Source organism: Nocardia sp. NPDC051052 (assembly GCF_044456045.1).
In the GTDB taxonomy this organism is placed as follows: Bacteria; Actinomycetota; Actinomycetes; order Mycobacteriales; family Mycobacteriaceae; genus Nocardia.
In genome coordinates, this window is record NZ_JBITFL010000007.1 from 153,930 (window position 1) to 171,251 (window position 17,322).

Sequence of the window (17,322 nt, forward strand, 5' to 3'; positions counted from 1 at the left end):
CGAGTCGACTGTAAGTGATTGAGCCCATAGGGTTCTGGATGACAAGCACTATCGAAGGAGCGAACCGGATGACGCAGGCAGCCAGGCCCAGCGGTCGGGGCACCTACCATGACGACTTCCGATTGAGCATCACCAAAGCGCTGGGTGATCAGCTCGCCGAAGCATTGTCCCACCTAGAACCGGCACCGCTGGCAGAGGAGAATCTCCTACGGCTGGACGAGCGGCCCGGCGTCTACCAGCTGTATCTGGACCGCAAATTCGTCTACGTGGGCAAGGCAGACCGATCTCTCCCCAGTCGGCTCCGAAACCATTTGCATAAGATCTCAGGGCGACAAAACATTAACATCGGCACCGTCAGTTTCTCCTGCCTATACGTCGCCGAGGATTTCTCCGCATTGGCCCCGGAGCAGCTTCTCATAAGCCACCACAAGGAACTTAAAGGCATTCCTTGGAACAACAATGGCTTCGGCAATAAGGATCCGGGCCGCCAGCGTGATACGACACTCCTCAAGCACAATCACTTTGATGTCATGTACCCAATAAACTTGGACCTACCGGTCGAAGGGCTCACGCACGGTAGGACTACTCTCGCGGCCTTCCTGAAATCTCTCAAGATGGCGCTGCCATACAACTTCCGATATGCAGAACCCCCCAGGGCGAGATTGCAGCTTGTGGAGGTGCCCGCAGCTGACTTGTCCGCAGACGCTGCCTTCCGAATGGTTTCGGCGGTTTCGCCTGATATCTGGCAGATTACAGCACTCATGGGCTACGTGATCATGTATGCAGAATCTCCAAAAGAGTACAAGAGCGCCTGGCGATACTACCGATCCGGCCATACGATTGAAGCATCCCCCGAAGCATCTCCCGAAGAGATGACCGCAGACGATATCCTCGCCTTTGACGAGTGAGTATCGACCTGCCGAGCACGGCAGCTGTCACGATAATCAGGCAACCGAATAGCAAATCCACGCGTACAGTCATCAGCGTCGCGCAAGCCCGTTGACATATCACTAGACCACTCCGGCAGAGAATTGATCGACCCGGAAGAACGAGGAGTTCGGTGACCAGCCATCGTCATAGGAAGCTTGTAGCCGATATACAGCTGCTGACACACGATGTCGTCGACCTACCAGCAAGGTTAACCAATGCACGGCGTACCGAGCTGGAAGACGTCGTCGCTGAACTCTCCAAGAGTGTCGCCTCCCTCGATCCAGTTCGTCAACCACAAGCCGTTTTCGATCCGTCCGATTCCGGGCTGTTCGGGGTGTTCGCAGCCATCGCGCTACTCGGCCAAGACGCCCAACCACTGAGCAACGTCACCATCGACAAGATATATGGCTCTGGCGTATACGCCCTTTACTACATCGGCAGTGAGCAGATCTACTCGCCGATCAGAGGAACCGAGACCCCAATCTATGTCGGTAAGGCCAATCCGCCATCCGGTGCTCGCACGCCTAAAAAACAAGGAACGAAATTATCCAAACGACTCATGGAACACAGAACAAACATCAACAGGGCCATCAATCTCTCACTGGACGACTTCCACTGCCGGAGACTCGTCATAGCGAGCGGATGGCAAATTGCTGCAGAGGATGCGCTGATCAACCTGTTCAAGCCAATATGGAATAAACAAATCAATATTCTCGAAGGTTTCGGAAAACATGGAGACGACGCAGAAACTCGCACAAATAAGCGATCACCTTGGGACACGCTTCATCCTGGACGAGTCTGGGCAGGCAACTCCCTGCTCGAAGACGCGAAGACGGTCGCTACCATTGAGTCGCAGGTTGCCGAGCATTTTGAAAACAACTCTCCTTTCACCGATGCGCAGGCCATCATCCACGAACTGATCGCACAGGTCGGCATTCAAGAAATGTGATGTCTGAATATTGAGCGACTTATTTAGAATAAACGCAGGACTCAGCGATCTATCCCAATATAGACAGAGCTAGACGCAGCTAGACAAGCCACCGTAGAAAACCCGCACTTCGAAGGTATGGGCGCACCTAAACGTTGAAGCGGAATTCGACGACGTCGCCGTCGGCCATGACGTAGTCCTTGCCTTCCATGCGGACCTTGCCTGCGGCTTTGGCGGCGGCCATGGAGCCGTGTTGGACGAGGTCGTCGAAGGCTACGATTTCGGCTTTGATGAAGCCGCGTTCGAAGTCGGTGTGGATGACGCCTGCGGCTTTGGGGGCGGTGTCGCCCTGGTGGATTGTCCAGGCGCGGGACTCTTTCGGGCCCGCGGTGAGGTAGGTCTGCAGGCCGAGGGTGTGGAAGCCGGTGCGGGCCAGGGCATTCAGGCCTGGTTCGGTTTGGCCGATGGATTCCAGGAGTTCCAGGGCGGATTCGTCGTCGAGTTCGAGGAGTTCGGCTTCGACCTTGGCGTCGAGGAACACCGCGTCCGCGGGGGCGACGGCGGCTTTCAGCTCGGCGATCTTCGCGTCGTCGGTGAGGACGGACTCGTCGGCGTTGAAGACGTAGAGGAAGGGTTTGGTGGTGAGCAGCGAAAGCTCTTTCAGCAGTTCGCCATCCAGCTTGGTGCGCGCGGAGTAGAGGGTCTGGCCGCTGTCGAGGACAGCGTTCGCCGCGTTGGCCGCGTCGAGCAGGGGCTTGCGGTCCTTCTTGATCCTGGCTTCTTTTTCCAGCCGCGGGATCGCCTTCTCCAGGGTCTGCATATCGGCGATGATCAACTCGGTCTCGATCACCTCGATATCGGCGAGCGGGTCGACGCGACCGTCGACGTGCACCACGTCGTCGTCGGCGAAGACGCGGACCACCTGGCAGATGGCGTCGGCTTCGCGAATGTTGGCGAGGAACTTGTTGCCGAGACCGGCGCCCTCGGAGGCACCCTTGACGATGCCCGCGATGTCCACGAACGACACCACGGCGGGCAGGATCTTCGCCGAACCGAAGATTTCGGCGAGCTTGTTCAACCGCGGATCGGGCAGCGGCACCACGCCGACATTCGGCTCGATGGTCGCGAACGGATAGTTCGCGGCAAGCACGTCGTTCTTGGTCAGCGCGTTGAAAAGCGTCGACTTTCCGACGTTGGGCAGGCCGACGATTCCGAGGGTGAGACTCACGAGATTGCCTCGCTTCGCTCGGCATTCTCGTACGTCTCAGACGCTGTGCTGGATAGTTCGCTCGCTCGCTCGCTCACGAGAACGAGAGTCTACGCGGCAGGCGCGAGCCTTCGACCCGCGCCTGCCCTACCGATGATCAGGGGATAAGCACGACCTTGCCGAGATTGCCGCGGTCCTCGATCAGCGCGTGCGCCTCGGCGGCGTCGTCGAGCGCGAATTCGGCATGCACGACGGGCCGCAGCTGATCCGACGCGACGTACTGCCAGAGCTCCTGCCGCCACTGTTCGAACAAGCCCGGCTGCCCCTTGGCGATGCGGGCGATCTGGAATCCGATCGCCGACTTGCCGCCGGCGAGCAGGTCGTACGCCTGGATGGTGCCGCCGCCGGAGCTGTAGGCGACCAGCCTGCCGCCGGGAACGAGCGCGGCGAGCGCGGGCCCGAGCAGGTCGCCGCCGACCGCGTCCAGCACATAGTCGACCGGCTCGCCCCACGACTCCTGCCCGTATTCGATCACCTCGTCGGCGCCGAGCTCACGCACGAACTCCGCCTTGGACTGATCCGAGACCGCACCGACGACCCGGGACGCGCCACGCACCCGCGCAAGCTGGACCGCGAGATGCCCGACGCCACTGGCCGCCGCCGTGATCAGCGCCGACTCACCTTCCCGAGGGTTCGCCGCCGCGAGCGCGCCGAGCGCGACCAACCCACTGCGCACCAGCGCGACCGCGTCCACGGCCGACGCACCGTCGGGAATCGGCGACGCCATCGCCACCGCGACCAGTGCGTACTCGGCGTATCCGTGCCCGAACACCAGCCCGGTCACCCGATACCCCGGCGCGTATCCGGTGACGCCGTCACCGACCGCGACAACCTCACCCGCGACCTCGCCACCCAGCGCGATCGGCTCGGGTTGCTCGCGCACCTTCCGCACCATCGGCAGCGTCACCCCGATCGCCTCCACCCGGATCAGGAGTTCCCCGGGTCCCGGCGTCGGCACCTCGACCGACACGACCTCGAGCACCTCAGGACCACCGCTGCGCTCGTATTGGACCCGCCGCATCACACCTCCAGAAATCGTTAGAAGAGGACACGGTAACCAGCCGTAGCTGTGTGCTCATACCCAATTTCGCCGCCGAGTGCTCCATCTCACCGCGCTTGCGGTCGCCGGTGGGCGGCGTAGCGTGACCTGCATGGAGCCGAGCACCGAGGTGGTGACAGCGCGACCGGCGCCCATGCTCACGCCGTTCATCGATCATTACCTCGGCTACCGCATGACGGGTTATCCGGCGGGGCTGCATCGTGGCCTGCCCTCGGCGCACATGACGTTCATCATCAGCATCGGCCCGACGATCGACGTTGTGGCGCAGACGGATCCGAGCCAATCCCCGCAGGACTATCGCTGTTCGGTGGGCGGGCTGCAGGCCAGCACGGCGTTGATCTCGCATACCGGTCATCAGGAGGGTGTCTCGGTCGCGCTGACCCCGCTCGGCAGCCGAGCGCTGTTCGGCGTCCCCGCCGCGGCGCTGTGGGACACGTCGGTGGAATTCGCGGACGTGGTCGGTCCGGTGGGGTGCGAGCTGTGGGAGCGGTTGCAGGAACCGAGCGGTTGGCCGGAACGCTTCGCCACGGTCGATCGGATCCTGACCGAGCTGGCCCAACCCGATCGCGTGGTCGCACCCGAGCTGACCTGGGCTTGGCGGGCGCTCGTCGACTCCGGCGGCACCCGGCCGGTCAGCTCGCTGGTCGAGGACATCGGCTGGAGCAGACAGCACCTCGCCCGCCGGTTCGGCAACGAGTTCGGGCTGAGTCCGAAGCTCGCGGCCAGGGTCACCCGGTTCGAACGGGCCCGCCGGATGCTCGAGCGCACTCCCTCGTTCATCACCATCGCGCAGGTGGCGGCCAGCTGCGGTTACTACGACCAGGCGCATCTGAATCGCGACTTCGCCGCGCTGGCCGGCACCAGCCCGACGGTCTGGCTGAGTGCGGAGATTCCATCCGTCCAAGACACCGACCGGTCCGTCGAGCGACGCTGAACGCATGACGAATTCAACACCGGCCGACCTCACCACCCGCACCGCCGTCTGGCCCACGCTGACCTTCCGCGACGCCAAAGCCATGTCCAAGTTCCTCGTCGAAGCGTTCGGCTTCGAGGAGACCGCGATGTACACCCGGGAAGACGACCCGTCGATCGTCGAGCACGCCGAACTGCGCTGGCCGCTCGGCGGCGGCGTGATGTTCGGGTCCGCCTGCAAGGACGAGAGCGTGTTCGGCAAGCGCGTCCCCGGCAACGACTCGACCTATGTGGTCTGCGACGACCCGGACGCCCTGCTCGAGCGCGCGACCGCCGCAGGGGCCGAGGTGCTTCGCGGTCTGCGCGACGAAGACTATGGTTCGCGCGGGTTCACCGTCCGCGATCCTGAGGGCAACCTCTGGAGCTTCGGCACTTACTGGGGCGAGTAGCCCGGCGGCCGGGAGCACCGCGTAAGTCCACCTGGGGTCTACGGCCTGACAGCACTAGGTGCGGTCGGGCCGTCAGGCGCTCAACGGCCGCCGAGACCGGACATGGCCATGCCGCGGATGAACGCGCGTTGGGCAATCGCGTACACCACGAGCAGCGGAAACAGAACGACCATCGAGGCGGCCATGAGAATCGGCCACTGGGTGTAATACTGCCCCTGGAGTCGCACCAATCCCAGTGTGACGGTAGCGATCTCGTTGCGCTGGATCATGACGAGCGGCCATAGGAAGTCGTTCCAGACGGTGATCCAGGTGAGCACGCCGAGCACCATCAGCGCCGGGCGGGTGTGCGGCAACAGAACTCGCCAGTAGACCTGCCAGGTGGAGCAGCCATCGAGGATGGCCGCCTCCTCCAATTCCATTGGCAGCGTGTAGAAGAACTGGCGCATCAGGTAGGTGCCGAAGGCGCTGCCGAACAGGCCGGGCACGATCATCGCCCACGGCGTGTCCACCCAGCCGAACGCACGCATCAACAGAAACTGCGGGATCACCGTGACGGTCAGCGGCACCATGAGCGTGCCGAGGTAAGCGACGAACAGCACGTCGCGGCCACGAAACCGCAAGCGCGCGAACGCATACCCCGCCAACGAGCAGAAGAACACCTGCCCCGCGGTGACGCATACCGCGTAGACCGCGGTATTGAGCAGCATCCGCCCGAGCGGCAGCAGCTCGAACACCTTGCCGTAGTTGGACCACTGCGGGATCGCCGGGAGCAGGCTCCCCTCGGCGACCTCCCCTTCCCGCTTCAACGACCCGGACAACGCCCACAGAATCGGCGCCAACGCGCACCAGGCGATGCCGATCAGCACCGCGTAGATCCCCGCCCCGCGCAGCAGCGCCCTGCCACGAGCCGTGTTCACAGATCCACCGCATCCCGCCGGGCAAACCGCAACTGCAACACCGTGAGCACCAGCAGAATCGCGAAGATCACCCAGGCCAACGCCGACGCGTACCCGACCTCGTAGAACCCGAAGGCGTTCTGGAACAACATGATTCCCAGCAGATAGGTCCCCGTCTCCGGTCCCCCGTTGCTACCGGTGAGCGCGTACACCTGATCGAACGCCTGCATCGAGTTGATGACCGTGATCACGAAGACAAACGACAGCGGCCCACGGATCAGCGGCAGCGTGATCGCCGAAAACCGCCGCAGCGCACCGGCTCCGTCGATCTTCGCCGCCTCGTACAGCGGCTCCGGCACCCCCTGCATCGCGGCAAGCAGAATGACGGTCGCGAACGGCACGCTCTTCCACACCGTGACCACACTCAGCGAGACCAGCGCCAGGTCCGGATCGGTCAGCCACGGCACCGGGCCCAAACCGACCACGCCGAGCCCGACATTGAGCATCCCGTCCTCGGTGAAGATGAACCGCCACACCACCGCCATCGCGACGGTGGAAGCCACCAGCGGTAGGAACGCCAGCGTCCGAAAGAGCCCGATACCGGACAACTTTCGATTCAATGCCGCCGCGATCCCCAGCCCGATCAGCACCGTCGGCACCAGCGTGAGCACGGTGAACACCGCGCTGTTGCGTAATGCGATGAGAAACAACGGATCCGACCCGAACAATCGCGTGTAGTTGTCCAGCCCCACATACCGCATCGGCCGGAACAAGTCCCACGAGTGAAAACTCAGATACAGCGAAAACCCCAAAGGAAACAACAGGAACACCGCCACCGCAGCCACATTCGGCGCCACGAACGCCCACCCTGCCCGCTCCCGCTTCCGCGCCAACCCGGTGGCCCGGCTCACGGCGACTCCAGCAACGCGTCGAGGTCAGCGGTGAATCGACCGTCAAGGGAGGCGGCAGTGGCGGCACCGCGCAGCACACGGTTGGCACCGCGCTCCAACAGTGCGGAGACCTTGCCCCAGGCGGGGGTCACCGGCAGCGGCCGGGAGTTGTCCGGTCCCTCGGTGAACACCGCGAGGTTGCGTGTCTCCCGGTGTGCGGCAGCGAAACCGGGCGAGCCCATCGCGGATTTCAACACCGGCACGAATAGCCCGGAGGCGGCGATGATGGCCTGCCCCACCGGCCCGGTCGCGAATTTGACGAATTCCCACGCCTGTTCGACGCGCGGACTGCCCGCCGCGATGGACAGCCCGGTGCTGCCGACATCGGTGATCGCGCCGGGACCACCGTGCGGCCCCACCGGCAACACCGTGACGTCGATCGAAAGCCCCTCCTGCCCCGCGAATTCCGAGTACAGCCAGTGCCCACCGAGCACCATCGCCGCCCGTCCCGCCCGGAACAGGTCCGGCGCCGAAATCGACAGCTGGTCGGCGACTTTCGGCGCCACCCGATGCCGCACCGCGAGGTCGGCGTAGAACTGGAAGCCCTCGGCGAACCGGGGATCCCCGAGGTTGGCCCTGGTCGGCGCGACCGACGGCGTGAACCACTCCGCGCCGTTGTTCATGCCGAAGCACGCGGCCGAGTAGTACGGCACCCAGGCGTCTGCGAAGCCCCACTGCTTGTTTTTCGTGAGTGTGCGCGCGACATCCAGGAATTCATCGAACGACCAGGCGTCGCGCCACCGGGAAGGCGGCGTCAGCCCGGCCACCGCGAACAGCTCCCGGTTGTAATAGAGGAACACCCCCGACCACTGCTCAGGCAAGGCGTACTGCCCACCGGCATAGGTGAAGGTGTCGTAGAGCGCCGGATAACTGTCGCGCCGCAACATCTCCGCGTACTCGGGCTCTCGATCGAGCAGCGTGCGCAGGTCCAGCAGCACGCCACGCTCGGCGAGCCCGGAGTAGAGCAGTTCCCACGCCATGATGACGTCGGGGCATCTACCGCCCGCGCAGTAGGTGAGCAGTTGCTGCTGCGGATCCGGGCCGGACATGATGGTGCGAATCCTGATGTCCGGGTGCCGCTTCTGGAACTCGTCGATGATCGACAACCGCACCCGTGCCTCCTCCGGCCTGGCCTGGAAGAAGAAGGTCAGCGCATCGTCGGCGGACCCGCATCCGGTCGCGCCGAGTAAGGGGGCGGCCAGCGCCGAGCCGAGCAGGGTGCGACGACGAATCGGTGACACGAGCTCCTCCACGACGGCCTGCGGATGGATACGCGAACCCCGGGAGGAGAAACGTCGATGTGTAGGACCGATCGGCGAATGCCCGAGCCAGCATGGCAGCATACGGATGGCAACATCGCCGGGCGAGGAGAACACGCCCACGCGCACCGGCGAACACCGGACACCGTGAACAACGGTCGACCGGGCAGCTGACGCCACGCGGGCCACCCATACCCGCGCCGCGCCGGCGGACCGAGCGCCGCTCGTAGGAAGACACAGCACGAGGCCTCGCGGCGATCTCGATCCGTATCGCAATGTTCAGACTTCACTAAGTGCGGCGCATTCGCGCTTCGGTTCAGCTACGTTGACATCGTTTCAGCCAGCTCGATTTCACGGGAGAGTAGTTCGCATGGCGACCATCGAATACCTCCGGACAGATCCCGACCTACCTCCCGTGGGTGTCGTGGACCGTTCGCCTATTACCCCAGTCAAGAAGGGCATTTTCGCCGCGATCGCCGTCCTCGGCGCGATCGCCTGGGCCGTCCTGGCCATCTCCCGCGGCGAGTCGGTCAACGCGGTATGGATCGTGGTCGCGGCCGTTGCCACCTACGTGCTCGCCTACCAGTTCTATTCCAGACTCATCGAGTACAAGATCGCCAAGCCGCGGGACGACCAGGCCACGCCCGCCGAGATCCTGGAAAACGGCAAGGACTACATGCCGATGGACCGGCGGGTGCTGTTCGGGCACCACTTCGCCGCCATCGCCGGCGCCGGCCCGCTGGTCGGCCCGGTCCTCGCCGCCCAAATGGGTTATCTGCCCGGCACCATCTGGATCGTGATCGGCGTCGTCTTCGCCGGCGCGGTGCAGGACTACCTGGTGCTGTGGGCATCGACCCGCCGCCGTGGCCGCAGCCTCGGGCAGATGGCCCGCGACGAGCTCGGCGTGGTCGGCGGTGTCGCCGCGATCGTCGCCGTGCTGGTGATCATGATGATCCTGCTCGCGGTGCTCGGCATCGTCGTGGTGAACGCGCTGGCCGCGACCCCGGGCAAGGACGGCACGCTGCAAGGCGGCAGCCCGTGGGGCGTGTTCTCCATCTCGATGACCATCCCGATCGCCCTGTTCATGGGCGTGTACCTGCGCTACTTCCGGCCGGGCAAGGTCGGCGAGGTCTCCCTCATCGGGTTCGCGCTGCTGCTGCTCGCCATCATCTCCGGCAACTGGGTCGCCGGATCCGGTTGGGGCCAGGACCTGTTCACGCTGTCCGGCACCACCATCGCGTGGTTCCTCATCGGCTACGGCTTCATCGCCTCGGTGCTGCCGGTGTGGCTGCTGCTTGCCCCGCGTGACTACCTATCCACCTTCATGAAGATCGGCACCATCGTCCTGTTGGCCGTCGGCGTCGTGATCACCATGCCGGTGTTGCAGGCGCCCGCCGTCTCAGACTTCGCCGGTTCCGGCAAGGGCCCGGCGTTCGCGGGCAGCCTGTTCCCGTTCCTGTTCATCACCATCGCCTGCGGCGCGCTGTCCGGATTCCACGCGCTGGTCTCCTCGGGCACCACGCCGAAGCTGCTGGAGAAGCAGTCGCAGGCCAGGATGATCGGCTACGCGGGCATGCTGATGGAGTCGTTCGTCGCGGTCATGGCGATCATCACCGCGAGCATCATCGATCAGCACCTCTACTTCGCGATGAACGCGAGCGGCGGCCTCACCGGTGGCACCGCGGAAAAAGCGGCTGCCTACACCAACAGCCTTGGCCTGAGCGGGGATCCGATCACCCCCGCTGAGCTGACCCAGGCGGCCAAGGACGTCGGCGAGACCAGCATCGTTTCGCGGACCGGTGGCGCGCCGACGCTCGCCGTCGGTATGTCCGAGGTGCTGCACAAGTTCCTCGGCGGCAGCGGCCTCAAGGCGTTCTGGTACCACTTCGCGATCATGTTCGAGGCGCTGTTCATCCTCACCACGATCGACGCGGGCACCCGTGTCGCGCGCTTCATGCTGTCGGACTCGCTGGGTAACCTCGGCGGCCCTGCCAAGAAGTTCAAGGATCCGTCGTGGCGGCCCGGCGCCTGGCTCTGCTCGGCGATCGTGGTCGCCGCGTGGGGCTCGGTGCTGCTGATGGGTGTCACCGATCCGCTCGGCGGCATCTACACGCTGTATCCGCTGTTCGGCATCTCCAACCAGTTGCTCGCCGCGATCGCGCTCACCGTGGTGCTGACCATCGTGATCAAGAAGGGCCTGGTCAAGTGGGCCTGGATTCCGGCGATCCCGCTGATCTGGGATCTCGTCGTGACGATGACGGCGTCCTGGCAGAAGATCTTCTCAGCCGACCCGAGCATCGGCTACTGGAAGCAGCACAGCGTTTACGTGGCGGCGGTCGACGCGGGGAAGATCCTGGCGCCCGCCAAGACGGCCGCCGACATGGACAAGGTGGTGCGCAACACCTTCATCCAGGGCAGTCTGTCGGTCATCTTCGCGGTGCTGGTGCTGATCGTGGCGATCGTCGGCTTCGTGGTCTGTGTGCGGGCCTGGCGTGCGGGCGGCGGACCGGACAGCGAATCACCGGATGAGCCGTCGAAGATCTTCGCGCCGACGTCGTTCCTCGCGACCTTGGAGGAAAAGGAGGTGCAACGGGAATGGGACGCCTTGATCGCCTCAGGGAAAGTCCGAGCGCCGGGCGCCGCACAGGTGAAAGCGACGCAATGACCGTGCACGTCGCCCCGCACGGCAGTCGATCGGCTGCCGTGCGGGGCCTGCGTGCCGGTGCGACAGCGGTTCGCACGGTCGGCTGGTGGTTCAACTCGATCCTCGGCGGCCAGGACTATCAGCGGTACGTGGACCATCTGGCGCGCAACCATCCCGGCTGCGCGGTGCCGACGGAACGCGAGTACTGGAAGACCCGGCACGCGGACGCGGATAACAACCCGACAAATCGCTGCTGCTGAGCGCGGCGGGGCGGGGCGGCGCGATGAGGGCGACGCTCCGCCCGTCCGGGTAGCGGCTGATCTGCGCGTTCGCGATTCGCCCCGACAACGCCCCCGTGCGCATCGCACACTTACCAGGGGTGGTGGCAGATTTCCGCTAGCGGAGGTTGCCGACAGCTGACATTGTGGTGGGCGTGACGATCACAGCGTTGGATTTCGAGGGGTGCTACCGGGCGGTGTCGACCAGGGACTCCCGCTTCGACGGGCAGTTCTTCACTGCCGTGCGGACCACCGGAATCTATTGTCGCCCTTCGTGTCCGGCGATCACGCCGAAACGGATGAATGTGTCGTTCCTGCCGACCGCGGCGGCGGCACAGCAGGCGGGCTACCGGGCCTGCCGCCGGTGCCTGCCGGACGCCGCCCCCGGATCGCCCCTCTGGAACACCCGAGCGGACCTGGCCGCGCGGGCGATGCGGCTGATCGGCGACGGGGTGATCGAACGCGGCGGCGTGCCCGCGCTGGCCGCCACGCTCGGCTATTCGCAGCGGCAGCTGACCCGCGTGCTCACCACCGAACTCGGCGCAGGCCCGCTGGCGCTGGCCCGCGCGCACCGGGCGCACACCGCCCGGCTGTTGATCCAGACGACGGCAATGCCCATGTCGGACATCGCTTTCGCGGCCGGGTTCGCCAGCATTCGCCAGTTCAACGACACGGTGCGCGAGGTGTTCGCGGTCAGCCCCACCACCATGCGGGCCGAGTCGAATCGGGCGAAGTCGGCCTCGAATGGACGCCCGGTGCCCGCCGTGAACGGCTCGCTCAGCCTGCGGCTGCCCTACCGCGAGCCGCTGGATCGGGCCTGGCTGGAGTGGTTCCTCTCCTCGCATGTGGTTCCTGGCATGGAGTTGTGGGAGAGCCGCGCCTACACCCGAAATCTGCGCACGCCACACGGGCACGCGACGACCCGGCTCAGTTTCCAGCGCGACCATGTGCGGGCCGAGCTGGCCCTGCACGACATGCGGGACCTGGCACCGACGGTCGCGCGACTACGGCACCTGCTCGACCTCGACGCCGACCCGATCGGCATCGACGAGGCGCTGGGTGTCGCTCCGGGACAGCGGGTTTCGACACCGGAGCTGGCCGACCCGGACACCACTCGACTACCCGACGCGGGCGCCGGATCACCACCGGACGCCGAGCTGGAGCCCGGCGCCGGGCGACGGGCTGTCTTCTCCCCCGGCATTCGGGTGCCCGGCTGCTTGGACGGGCCGGAACTGTTGCTGCGCACCATGATCGGGCAGCAGATCTCGGTGTCGGCGGCAGCGACGCACACCGCGCGGCTGGTCGACGCGCTCGGCGATCGGGTCGACGGGCCAATACCCCTGCTGTTCCCCACCCCGGCGGTGATTGCCGAACGCGGGACCGAGGTGCTGACCGGTCCGACGCGGCGGATTCGCTCGATCATCGGCGCGGCCGCGGCGCTGGCCAGCGGCGAACTGGCGTTGCACCAGGGCCGCACCGCCGCCGAACTGCGCCGCGACCTGCTCGCGTTGGACGGGGTCGGCCCGTGGACGGCCGACTACGTGACCATGCGCCTGCTCGCCGACCCGGACGTACTGCTGAACACCGATCTGGTGGTCCGCCAGGGCGCCGCAGTGCTCGGCATCGACCTCGGCGACACCGCACGCTGGGCGCCATGGCGCTCCTACCTGTCCATGCACCTGTGGAAGGCGGCGCTGACCGACCGCGCCGCCCGCGCCAAGTCCGCCTCCTCGAAAGCGAGCACCGAATCATGAACGCCACCACCGCTGTTCGCCCGATCAAGCGCCACATCGGTACCACCACCGCGGATTTCGCGACGGTCGATACTCCGATCGGCCCGTTCACCGCCGTGGTCGACGCCGACGGTGCCGTGCTGGCTGCCGGGTGGACCGCCGACGTGGACCAGCTGCACCCGGTGATCCACCCGGCTTTGCGTCCGGCCGAACTGCGGCAACGGGATTCGCTCGGCGAGCTCACCCGGATCATCACCGCCTACCACGACGGCGATCTCACCGCGATCGATGAGGTCCCGGTTCGCCAGCAATCCGGCGAATTCCTCATGCACGCCTGGGATGTCCTGCGCAAGGTCCCGGCGGGCGCTCCGATCACCTACACCGAGTACGCCGCCATCTCCGGCCGCCCCGACGCCACCCGCGCCGCGGCCAACGCCTGTGCGCGCAACGCGGCGGCCCTGTTCGTCCCATGCCACCGCATCTATCGCATCGGCGGCGCGCTCGGCGGCTTCCGGTGGGGTCTGCCGATCAAGCGCTGGCTGCTCGATCACGAGGCCGGACGCGGCACCTTGTGCTGACGGTTGCCTCTGTCCTGCAACGAGTTTCGCTCATGGCAGCGATGTGCTGACGCGCTCGATATAGCGGCGCGTCCGGCCGACAAGCCGATCACGATGTTGAGCGCCATCAGCACCATCAGCCCGACGAGCGGCACCGTCCACGAGCCCGACAGCGAATACCCTCTTCGACCTCGATATCGCGTCGAGTTCAACGGTCCGGTTAGGCGACGGTGGCCTCGAGGTGGGAGCCGGTGCGGCCACGCCGGACGTGCAGGCGGCTGGGGATGCGCTGGCGCATTTCGTCGACGTGGCTGACGACGCCGACGACGCGGCCGCCGGCGCGGAGTTCGTCGAGGACACCCATCACCGCGTCCAGGGTGTCGGCGTCGAGGCCGCCGAAGCCCTCGTCGATGAAGAGGGTGTCCAGCACGAGGCCGCCGGATTCGGCGGCGACGGTGTCGGCCAGGCCGAGGGCCAACGACAGTGACGCCATAAAGGTTTCGCCGCCGGAGAGGGTCTTGGCGGGGCGGATGGCGCCGGTGTAGTCGTCGCGAATGTCGAGGCCGAGTCCGCCGCGACGGCCGCGCGGACCCGCCTTGTCGGAGTGCACGAATTCGTAACGGCCACCGGACATTCGGCGCAGGCGCAGCGAACCAGCCTGAGCCACCTCTTCCAGTCGAGCGGCGAGAACGTAAGAGCGCAGCGACATCCTGCGGTTGTTCTCGCCGCGGCCCGCGACCACCTCGGCGAGCCCGGCCAGTTCGTCGTGGGTGCGCTGCAATGGTGCGATGCGATCCACTGCCGCCCAGAGTTGGCCGCCGAGGTCTTCCAGGAGGCTGACCCGCCTGGTTGCTTCGGCGTGTGCGGCGACGGCGGTGTTCAGTTGCGTCTGCGCGGCGGCGACGGCGGACTCGAGTTCGGTCAGGTCGCCCGGCTCGGTGGCGGCGGCCGCTCGGATTTCCGGTTCCGCGAGAACGGCTTCCGCGTGTGCGCGGGTGCGGTCGGCGTTGGTCAGTTCGGCTTCGATGTCGGCTTGCCGTTGCGGAGTGCGGCTGGCCGCGGTGACCACGCGGGCATATGCGGTCAGTCGCGCCACCACGTCCTGGGGTATCTCGACAGACCGCGGTGCGGGTTCGGTGACCGGCTCATCCGCCGTCGCCGTGCCTGCTTCTTCGGCGCGTGCCGTAGCCGAATCACTCGATTCATCGGTTGCGGATGCCGCACCGGCCACTGCCTCGGCTCGCTGCTGGTTGCCTTCCTGCTCGGGTACGAAACCTGCGGCACGGGACAGGTTTTCGACACGGTCAGCGATGACAGCTACCTGTTCGCGCGCGGCTGCGGTGTCGGCGCGAGCGTCGCGCAGGGTGGTGGCGTCGGCGACAAGGGCGGTGAGGCGGGCGTAGCGGCGCTCGATGGTCTCGTCGGCGCCCGCGGCAACGCGGAGGCGGTCATTGAGTTCGGCGAGGCGTGTGGTGGCGGCGGCGACGTTCGCCGCGACTGTGCTTCGGCGCGAATCGGATTCGCGGAGTTCGTCGTGCAGGCGCGACTCGTCGGTGCGCAGCCGGGCGAGCTCAGCGGTCAGGCCGTCGGCGAGAGCGGCCAATTCGGCGGTGTCGGTGTAGCGGTCGGTGGCGGCGCGGAGGGCGGCGGCCAGTTCGACCCGGTCGGTGTCGCCGCCGCGGACGGTGAGCGTCTCGATCTCGCGCTCCAGGGCGGTGATTCGGGCCAGCACGCGGTCACGCGCGTCCTCGGCGGCGCGTTCGGCCGCCACCGCCGCCTCTTCGGCATCCTTGGAGACGGCGCCGGCGGTGGGGCGGGCGGGCGCGGGATGCTCGGCGGAACCGCACACCGTGCACGGCTGACCGTCGGTCAGCCCATCGGCGAGTTCGGCGGCCATCCCCGCCAGCCTGCGCTCCCGTAGGTCAAGAACCCGTTCCTTGGCGTCATTGTGTGCGGCGCGAGCCGTCTCGAACTCGACCCGGGCGTGGTCCAAACCTGTTTTGCGGGAAGCGAGTTCGACCGCGGCCGCAGCGGCGGTCTGGAGCCGCTCGCATTCGGCCGTCAAGGTCGGCAGCGTGGCGGCCGCGTTCGTCGCCTCGCGCAGGCGGGCCTCGAGGGTGGCGAGCGAGCCGGGGAGTTGCTCGCGCAGCCGGGTCAGTTTGGTCACCGTGGTGTTCAGGGCCGCGTCTTCGTCGCGCAGCCCGGCCAACTGCCGGGTGAGCCGGGTGGCGGCTGTAGCATCGGCGCGCACCTCGTCAAGGCCGCCGAGCTGCGCGCTCCAGCGCCGAATAGCGGCGTCGATGTCGGCGTCGTCCCTGATGTCCGCCGGGTCTGCCGCCTCCCGGACCAGCTCGACGCCGCCGAGGTCAGCACCGGCGGGTTCGAGCAGACGTGCGGCCAATTGGCGACTGGCACTGAGTGTTTCGGTGTCCTTGCGGCGCAGCTGCATGACGGCGTCGCGCGCCTCATCGATGGCGGCGGCAACCGGCTCGGCACGGCGGGCGAGTTCGAGTTCGGCCTGCAGCGCGGTGCGCTGGTCTACCGAGGCGGCATAGTCGTCGAGTTGCTTGCGAGCGGCCGACATTCGGCGGCGCAGCTCGTGCAGGCGGCGTTGTTCCTCGGCCAGGGTGCGCACGCGGCCCGACTCCTGCTGGCGGCGTTCGGCTTCCGTCGCCGCGGCGGTCAGGTCGGTCCGCGCGGTCGCGAGCAGCTCCTGCGACCAGCCGACGGCCTCCAGCGGGCCGAGGGTCTCCGCCGCTCCCGCCCCCGCCGCGACGCCGACCTGCGCGATCAGCCGGTCGATGCCCTGCTTGCGGGAGTCGAGGTCGGCGGTGGAGGCGCGGCGCTTGTCCGCGAGCCACTGTTCGGCGCTGCCGAATCGTTCGGTGTCGAAGAGCTTTTCGAGCAGCTTCTCGCGATCTTCGTTGTCCGCCCGCAGGAATCGCGCGAAGTCGCCCTGCGGCAGCAACACCACCTGGAAGAACTGGTCGGCGCTCATGCCGAGCAGCCGGATGATCTCATCGCCGATATCGGGTATCCGGGAGAGGTTTTCGCCGCGCCCGTCCAGCCAGGCCAGCGTCGCCTTGGCGGGATCGGTGCGCATGCCGGTGCCGCGCAGCTTCGGGCGTTCGAACTCGGGGATGCGGGTGAGTCGCACCCGGCGTCCGCCGAGGGTGGCCTCCAGGATCACCTGCGGCGGAGTCTGTTCCGGCGCGTGATCGGAGTGCAGTCGCTTGCTTTCGCCGCGGGCGCCGGGGACCCGGCCGTAGAGCGCGAACGCGATGGCGTCGAGCACGGTGGTCTTGCCCGCCCCGGTCTGCCCGTGCAGCAGGAAGAGCCCGTCGGCACCGAGCGCGTCGAAGTCGACGACCGTGGTTTCGGCGAACGGGCCGAAGGCGGTCATCTCCAGCTTGTGCAGCCTCATGCAGCCGCACCGGCCATCGTCGCATGGCCATCGCT

General features: G+C 66.5%; 14 protein-coding genes. 8 read left to right on the forward strand and 6 right to left on the reverse strand.

Annotated elements, in window-relative coordinates; all coding sequences use genetic code 11:
• The first annotated feature begins 68 nt into the window (after positions 1 to 68).
• A complete protein-coding gene (locus tag ACIBCN_RS25095) occupies positions 69 to 908 on the forward strand; it encodes a GIY-YIG nuclease family protein (RefSeq protein ID WP_396994088.1) in 840 nt (279 codons plus the stop codon).
• A 152-nt stretch (positions 909 to 1,060) separates the two neighbouring features.
• The gene (locus ACIBCN_RS25100) at positions 1,061 to 1,879 is read left to right on the forward strand and encodes an Eco29kI family restriction endonuclease (RefSeq protein ID WP_396994089.1); all 819 of its coding nucleotides are present in this window, start codon (positions 1,061 to 1,063) and stop codon (positions 1,877 to 1,879) included.
• Positions 1,880 to 2,006: 127 nt separating this feature from the next.
• Here the strand turns inward: ACIBCN_RS25100 and ychF are convergent, their stop codons facing one another.
• A complete protein-coding gene (gene ychF, locus ACIBCN_RS25105) occupies positions 2,007 to 3,086 on the reverse strand; it encodes a redox-regulated ATPase YchF (RefSeq protein WP_396994090.1) in 1,080 nt (359 codons plus the stop codon).
• A 136-nt stretch (positions 3,087 to 3,222) separates the two neighbouring features.
• Positions 3,223 to 4,146 (reverse strand): zinc-binding alcohol dehydrogenase family protein, encoded by a 924-nt coding sequence (locus ACIBCN_RS25110; RefSeq protein WP_396994091.1) that lies wholly within the window; start codon positions 4,144 to 4,146, stop codon positions 3,223 to 3,225.
• 130 nt (positions 4,147 to 4,276) lie between these two features.
• Here ACIBCN_RS25110 and ACIBCN_RS25115 point away from each other — a divergent pair, with 130 nt between their 5' ends.
• A complete protein-coding gene (locus ACIBCN_RS25115; RefSeq protein ID WP_396994092.1) occupies positions 4,277 to 5,119 on the forward strand; it encodes a helix-turn-helix domain-containing protein in 843 nt (280 codons plus the stop codon).
• A 4-nt stretch (positions 5,120 to 5,123) separates the two neighbouring features.
• Positions 5,124 to 5,546 carry a VOC family protein gene (locus ACIBCN_RS25120; protein WP_396994093.1) on the forward strand — a complete coding sequence of 141 codons (423 nt, stop codon included), beginning with the start codon at positions 5,124 to 5,126 and terminating at the stop codon, positions 5,544 to 5,546.
• Positions 5,547 to 5,626: 80 nt separating this feature from the next.
• On the opposite strand, the gene ACIBCN_RS25125 is transcribed toward ACIBCN_RS25120, so the two are convergent.
• Genes ACIBCN_RS25125 through ACIBCN_RS25135 form a run of 3 tightly spaced genes read right to left on the reverse strand, consistent with a single transcriptional unit; the run spans position 5,627 to position 8,624 of the window.
• The gene (locus ACIBCN_RS25125) at positions 5,627 to 6,463 is read right to left on the reverse strand and encodes a carbohydrate ABC transporter permease (RefSeq protein WP_396994094.1); all 837 of its coding nucleotides are present in this window, start codon (positions 6,461 to 6,463) and stop codon (positions 5,627 to 5,629) included.
• A complete protein-coding gene (locus ACIBCN_RS25130) occupies positions 6,460 to 7,335 on the reverse strand; it encodes a carbohydrate ABC transporter permease (RefSeq protein ID WP_396994380.1) in 876 nt (291 codons plus the stop codon). The genes ACIBCN_RS25125 and ACIBCN_RS25130 overlap by 4 nt, the downstream gene beginning before the upstream one ends.
• A 14-nt stretch (positions 7,336 to 7,349) precedes the next feature.
• Positions 7,350 to 8,624: an ABC transporter substrate-binding protein gene (locus ACIBCN_RS25135; RefSeq protein WP_396994381.1), complete on the reverse strand. Its 1,275-nt coding sequence runs from the start codon at positions 8,622 to 8,624 to the stop codon at positions 7,350 to 7,352.
• A 397-nt stretch (positions 8,625 to 9,021) separates the two neighbouring features.
• Between ACIBCN_RS25135 and ACIBCN_RS25140 the strand changes: the two genes are divergently transcribed.
• From ACIBCN_RS25140 to ACIBCN_RS25155, 4 genes are all read left to right on the forward strand, one after another.
• Positions 9,022 to 11,316, forward strand: coding sequence for a carbon starvation CstA family protein (locus tag ACIBCN_RS25140; protein WP_396994095.1), 2,295 nt, complete (start codon positions 9,022 to 9,024; stop codon positions 11,314 to 11,316).
• Between the two features lie 47 nt (positions 11,317 to 11,363).
• A complete protein-coding gene (locus ACIBCN_RS25145; RefSeq protein WP_396994382.1) occupies positions 11,364 to 11,555 on the forward strand; it encodes a YbdD/YjiX family protein in 192 nt (63 codons plus the stop codon).
• Between the two features lie 173 nt (positions 11,556 to 11,728).
• A complete protein-coding gene (locus ACIBCN_RS25150; protein ID WP_396994096.1) occupies positions 11,729 to 13,327 on the forward strand; it encodes a DNA-3-methyladenine glycosylase 2 family protein in 1,599 nt (532 codons plus the stop codon).
• Positions 13,324 to 13,884 carry a methylated-DNA--[protein]-cysteine S-methyltransferase gene (locus tag ACIBCN_RS25155; RefSeq protein ID WP_396994097.1) on the forward strand — a complete coding sequence of 187 codons (561 nt, stop codon included), beginning with the start codon at positions 13,324 to 13,326 and terminating at the stop codon, positions 13,882 to 13,884. Before ACIBCN_RS25150 ends, ACIBCN_RS25155 begins: the two co-directional genes overlap by 4 nt.
• Before the next feature lie 199 nt (positions 13,885 to 14,083).
• Here the strand turns inward: ACIBCN_RS25155 and ACIBCN_RS25160 are convergent, their stop codons facing one another.
• Positions 14,084 to 17,287, reverse strand: coding sequence for an AAA family ATPase (locus ACIBCN_RS25160; RefSeq protein ID WP_396994098.1), 3,204 nt, complete (start codon positions 17,285 to 17,287; stop codon positions 14,084 to 14,086).
• Between the last annotated feature and the right edge of the window lie 35 nt (positions 17,288 to 17,322).

Coding starts and splice junctions, on each gene's coding strand:
- ACIBCN_RS25120 (WP_396994093.1), top strand. CDS start 5,124: ATGACGAATTCAACACCGGCCGACCTCACCACCCGCACCGCCGTCTGG.
- ACIBCN_RS25110 (WP_396994091.1), bottom strand. CDS start 4,146: ATGCGGCGGGTCCAATACGAGCGCAGCGGTGGTCCTGAGGTGCTCGAG.
- ACIBCN_RS25115 (WP_396994092.1), top strand. CDS start 4,277: ATGGAGCCGAGCACCGAGGTGGTGACAGCGCGACCGGCGCCCATGCTC.
- ACIBCN_RS25095 (WP_396994088.1), top strand. CDS start 69: ATGACGCAGGCAGCCAGGCCCAGCGGTCGGGGCACCTACCATGACGAC.
- ACIBCN_RS25155 (WP_396994097.1), top strand. CDS start 13,324: ATGAACGCCACCACCGCTGTTCGCCCGATCAAGCGCCACATCGGTACC.
- ACIBCN_RS25140 (WP_396994095.1), top strand. CDS start 9,022: ATGGCGACCATCGAATACCTCCGGACAGATCCCGACCTACCTCCCGTG.
- ACIBCN_RS25160 (WP_396994098.1), bottom strand. CDS start 17,287: ATGAGGCTGCACAAGCTGGAGATGACCGCCTTCGGCCCGTTCGCCGAA.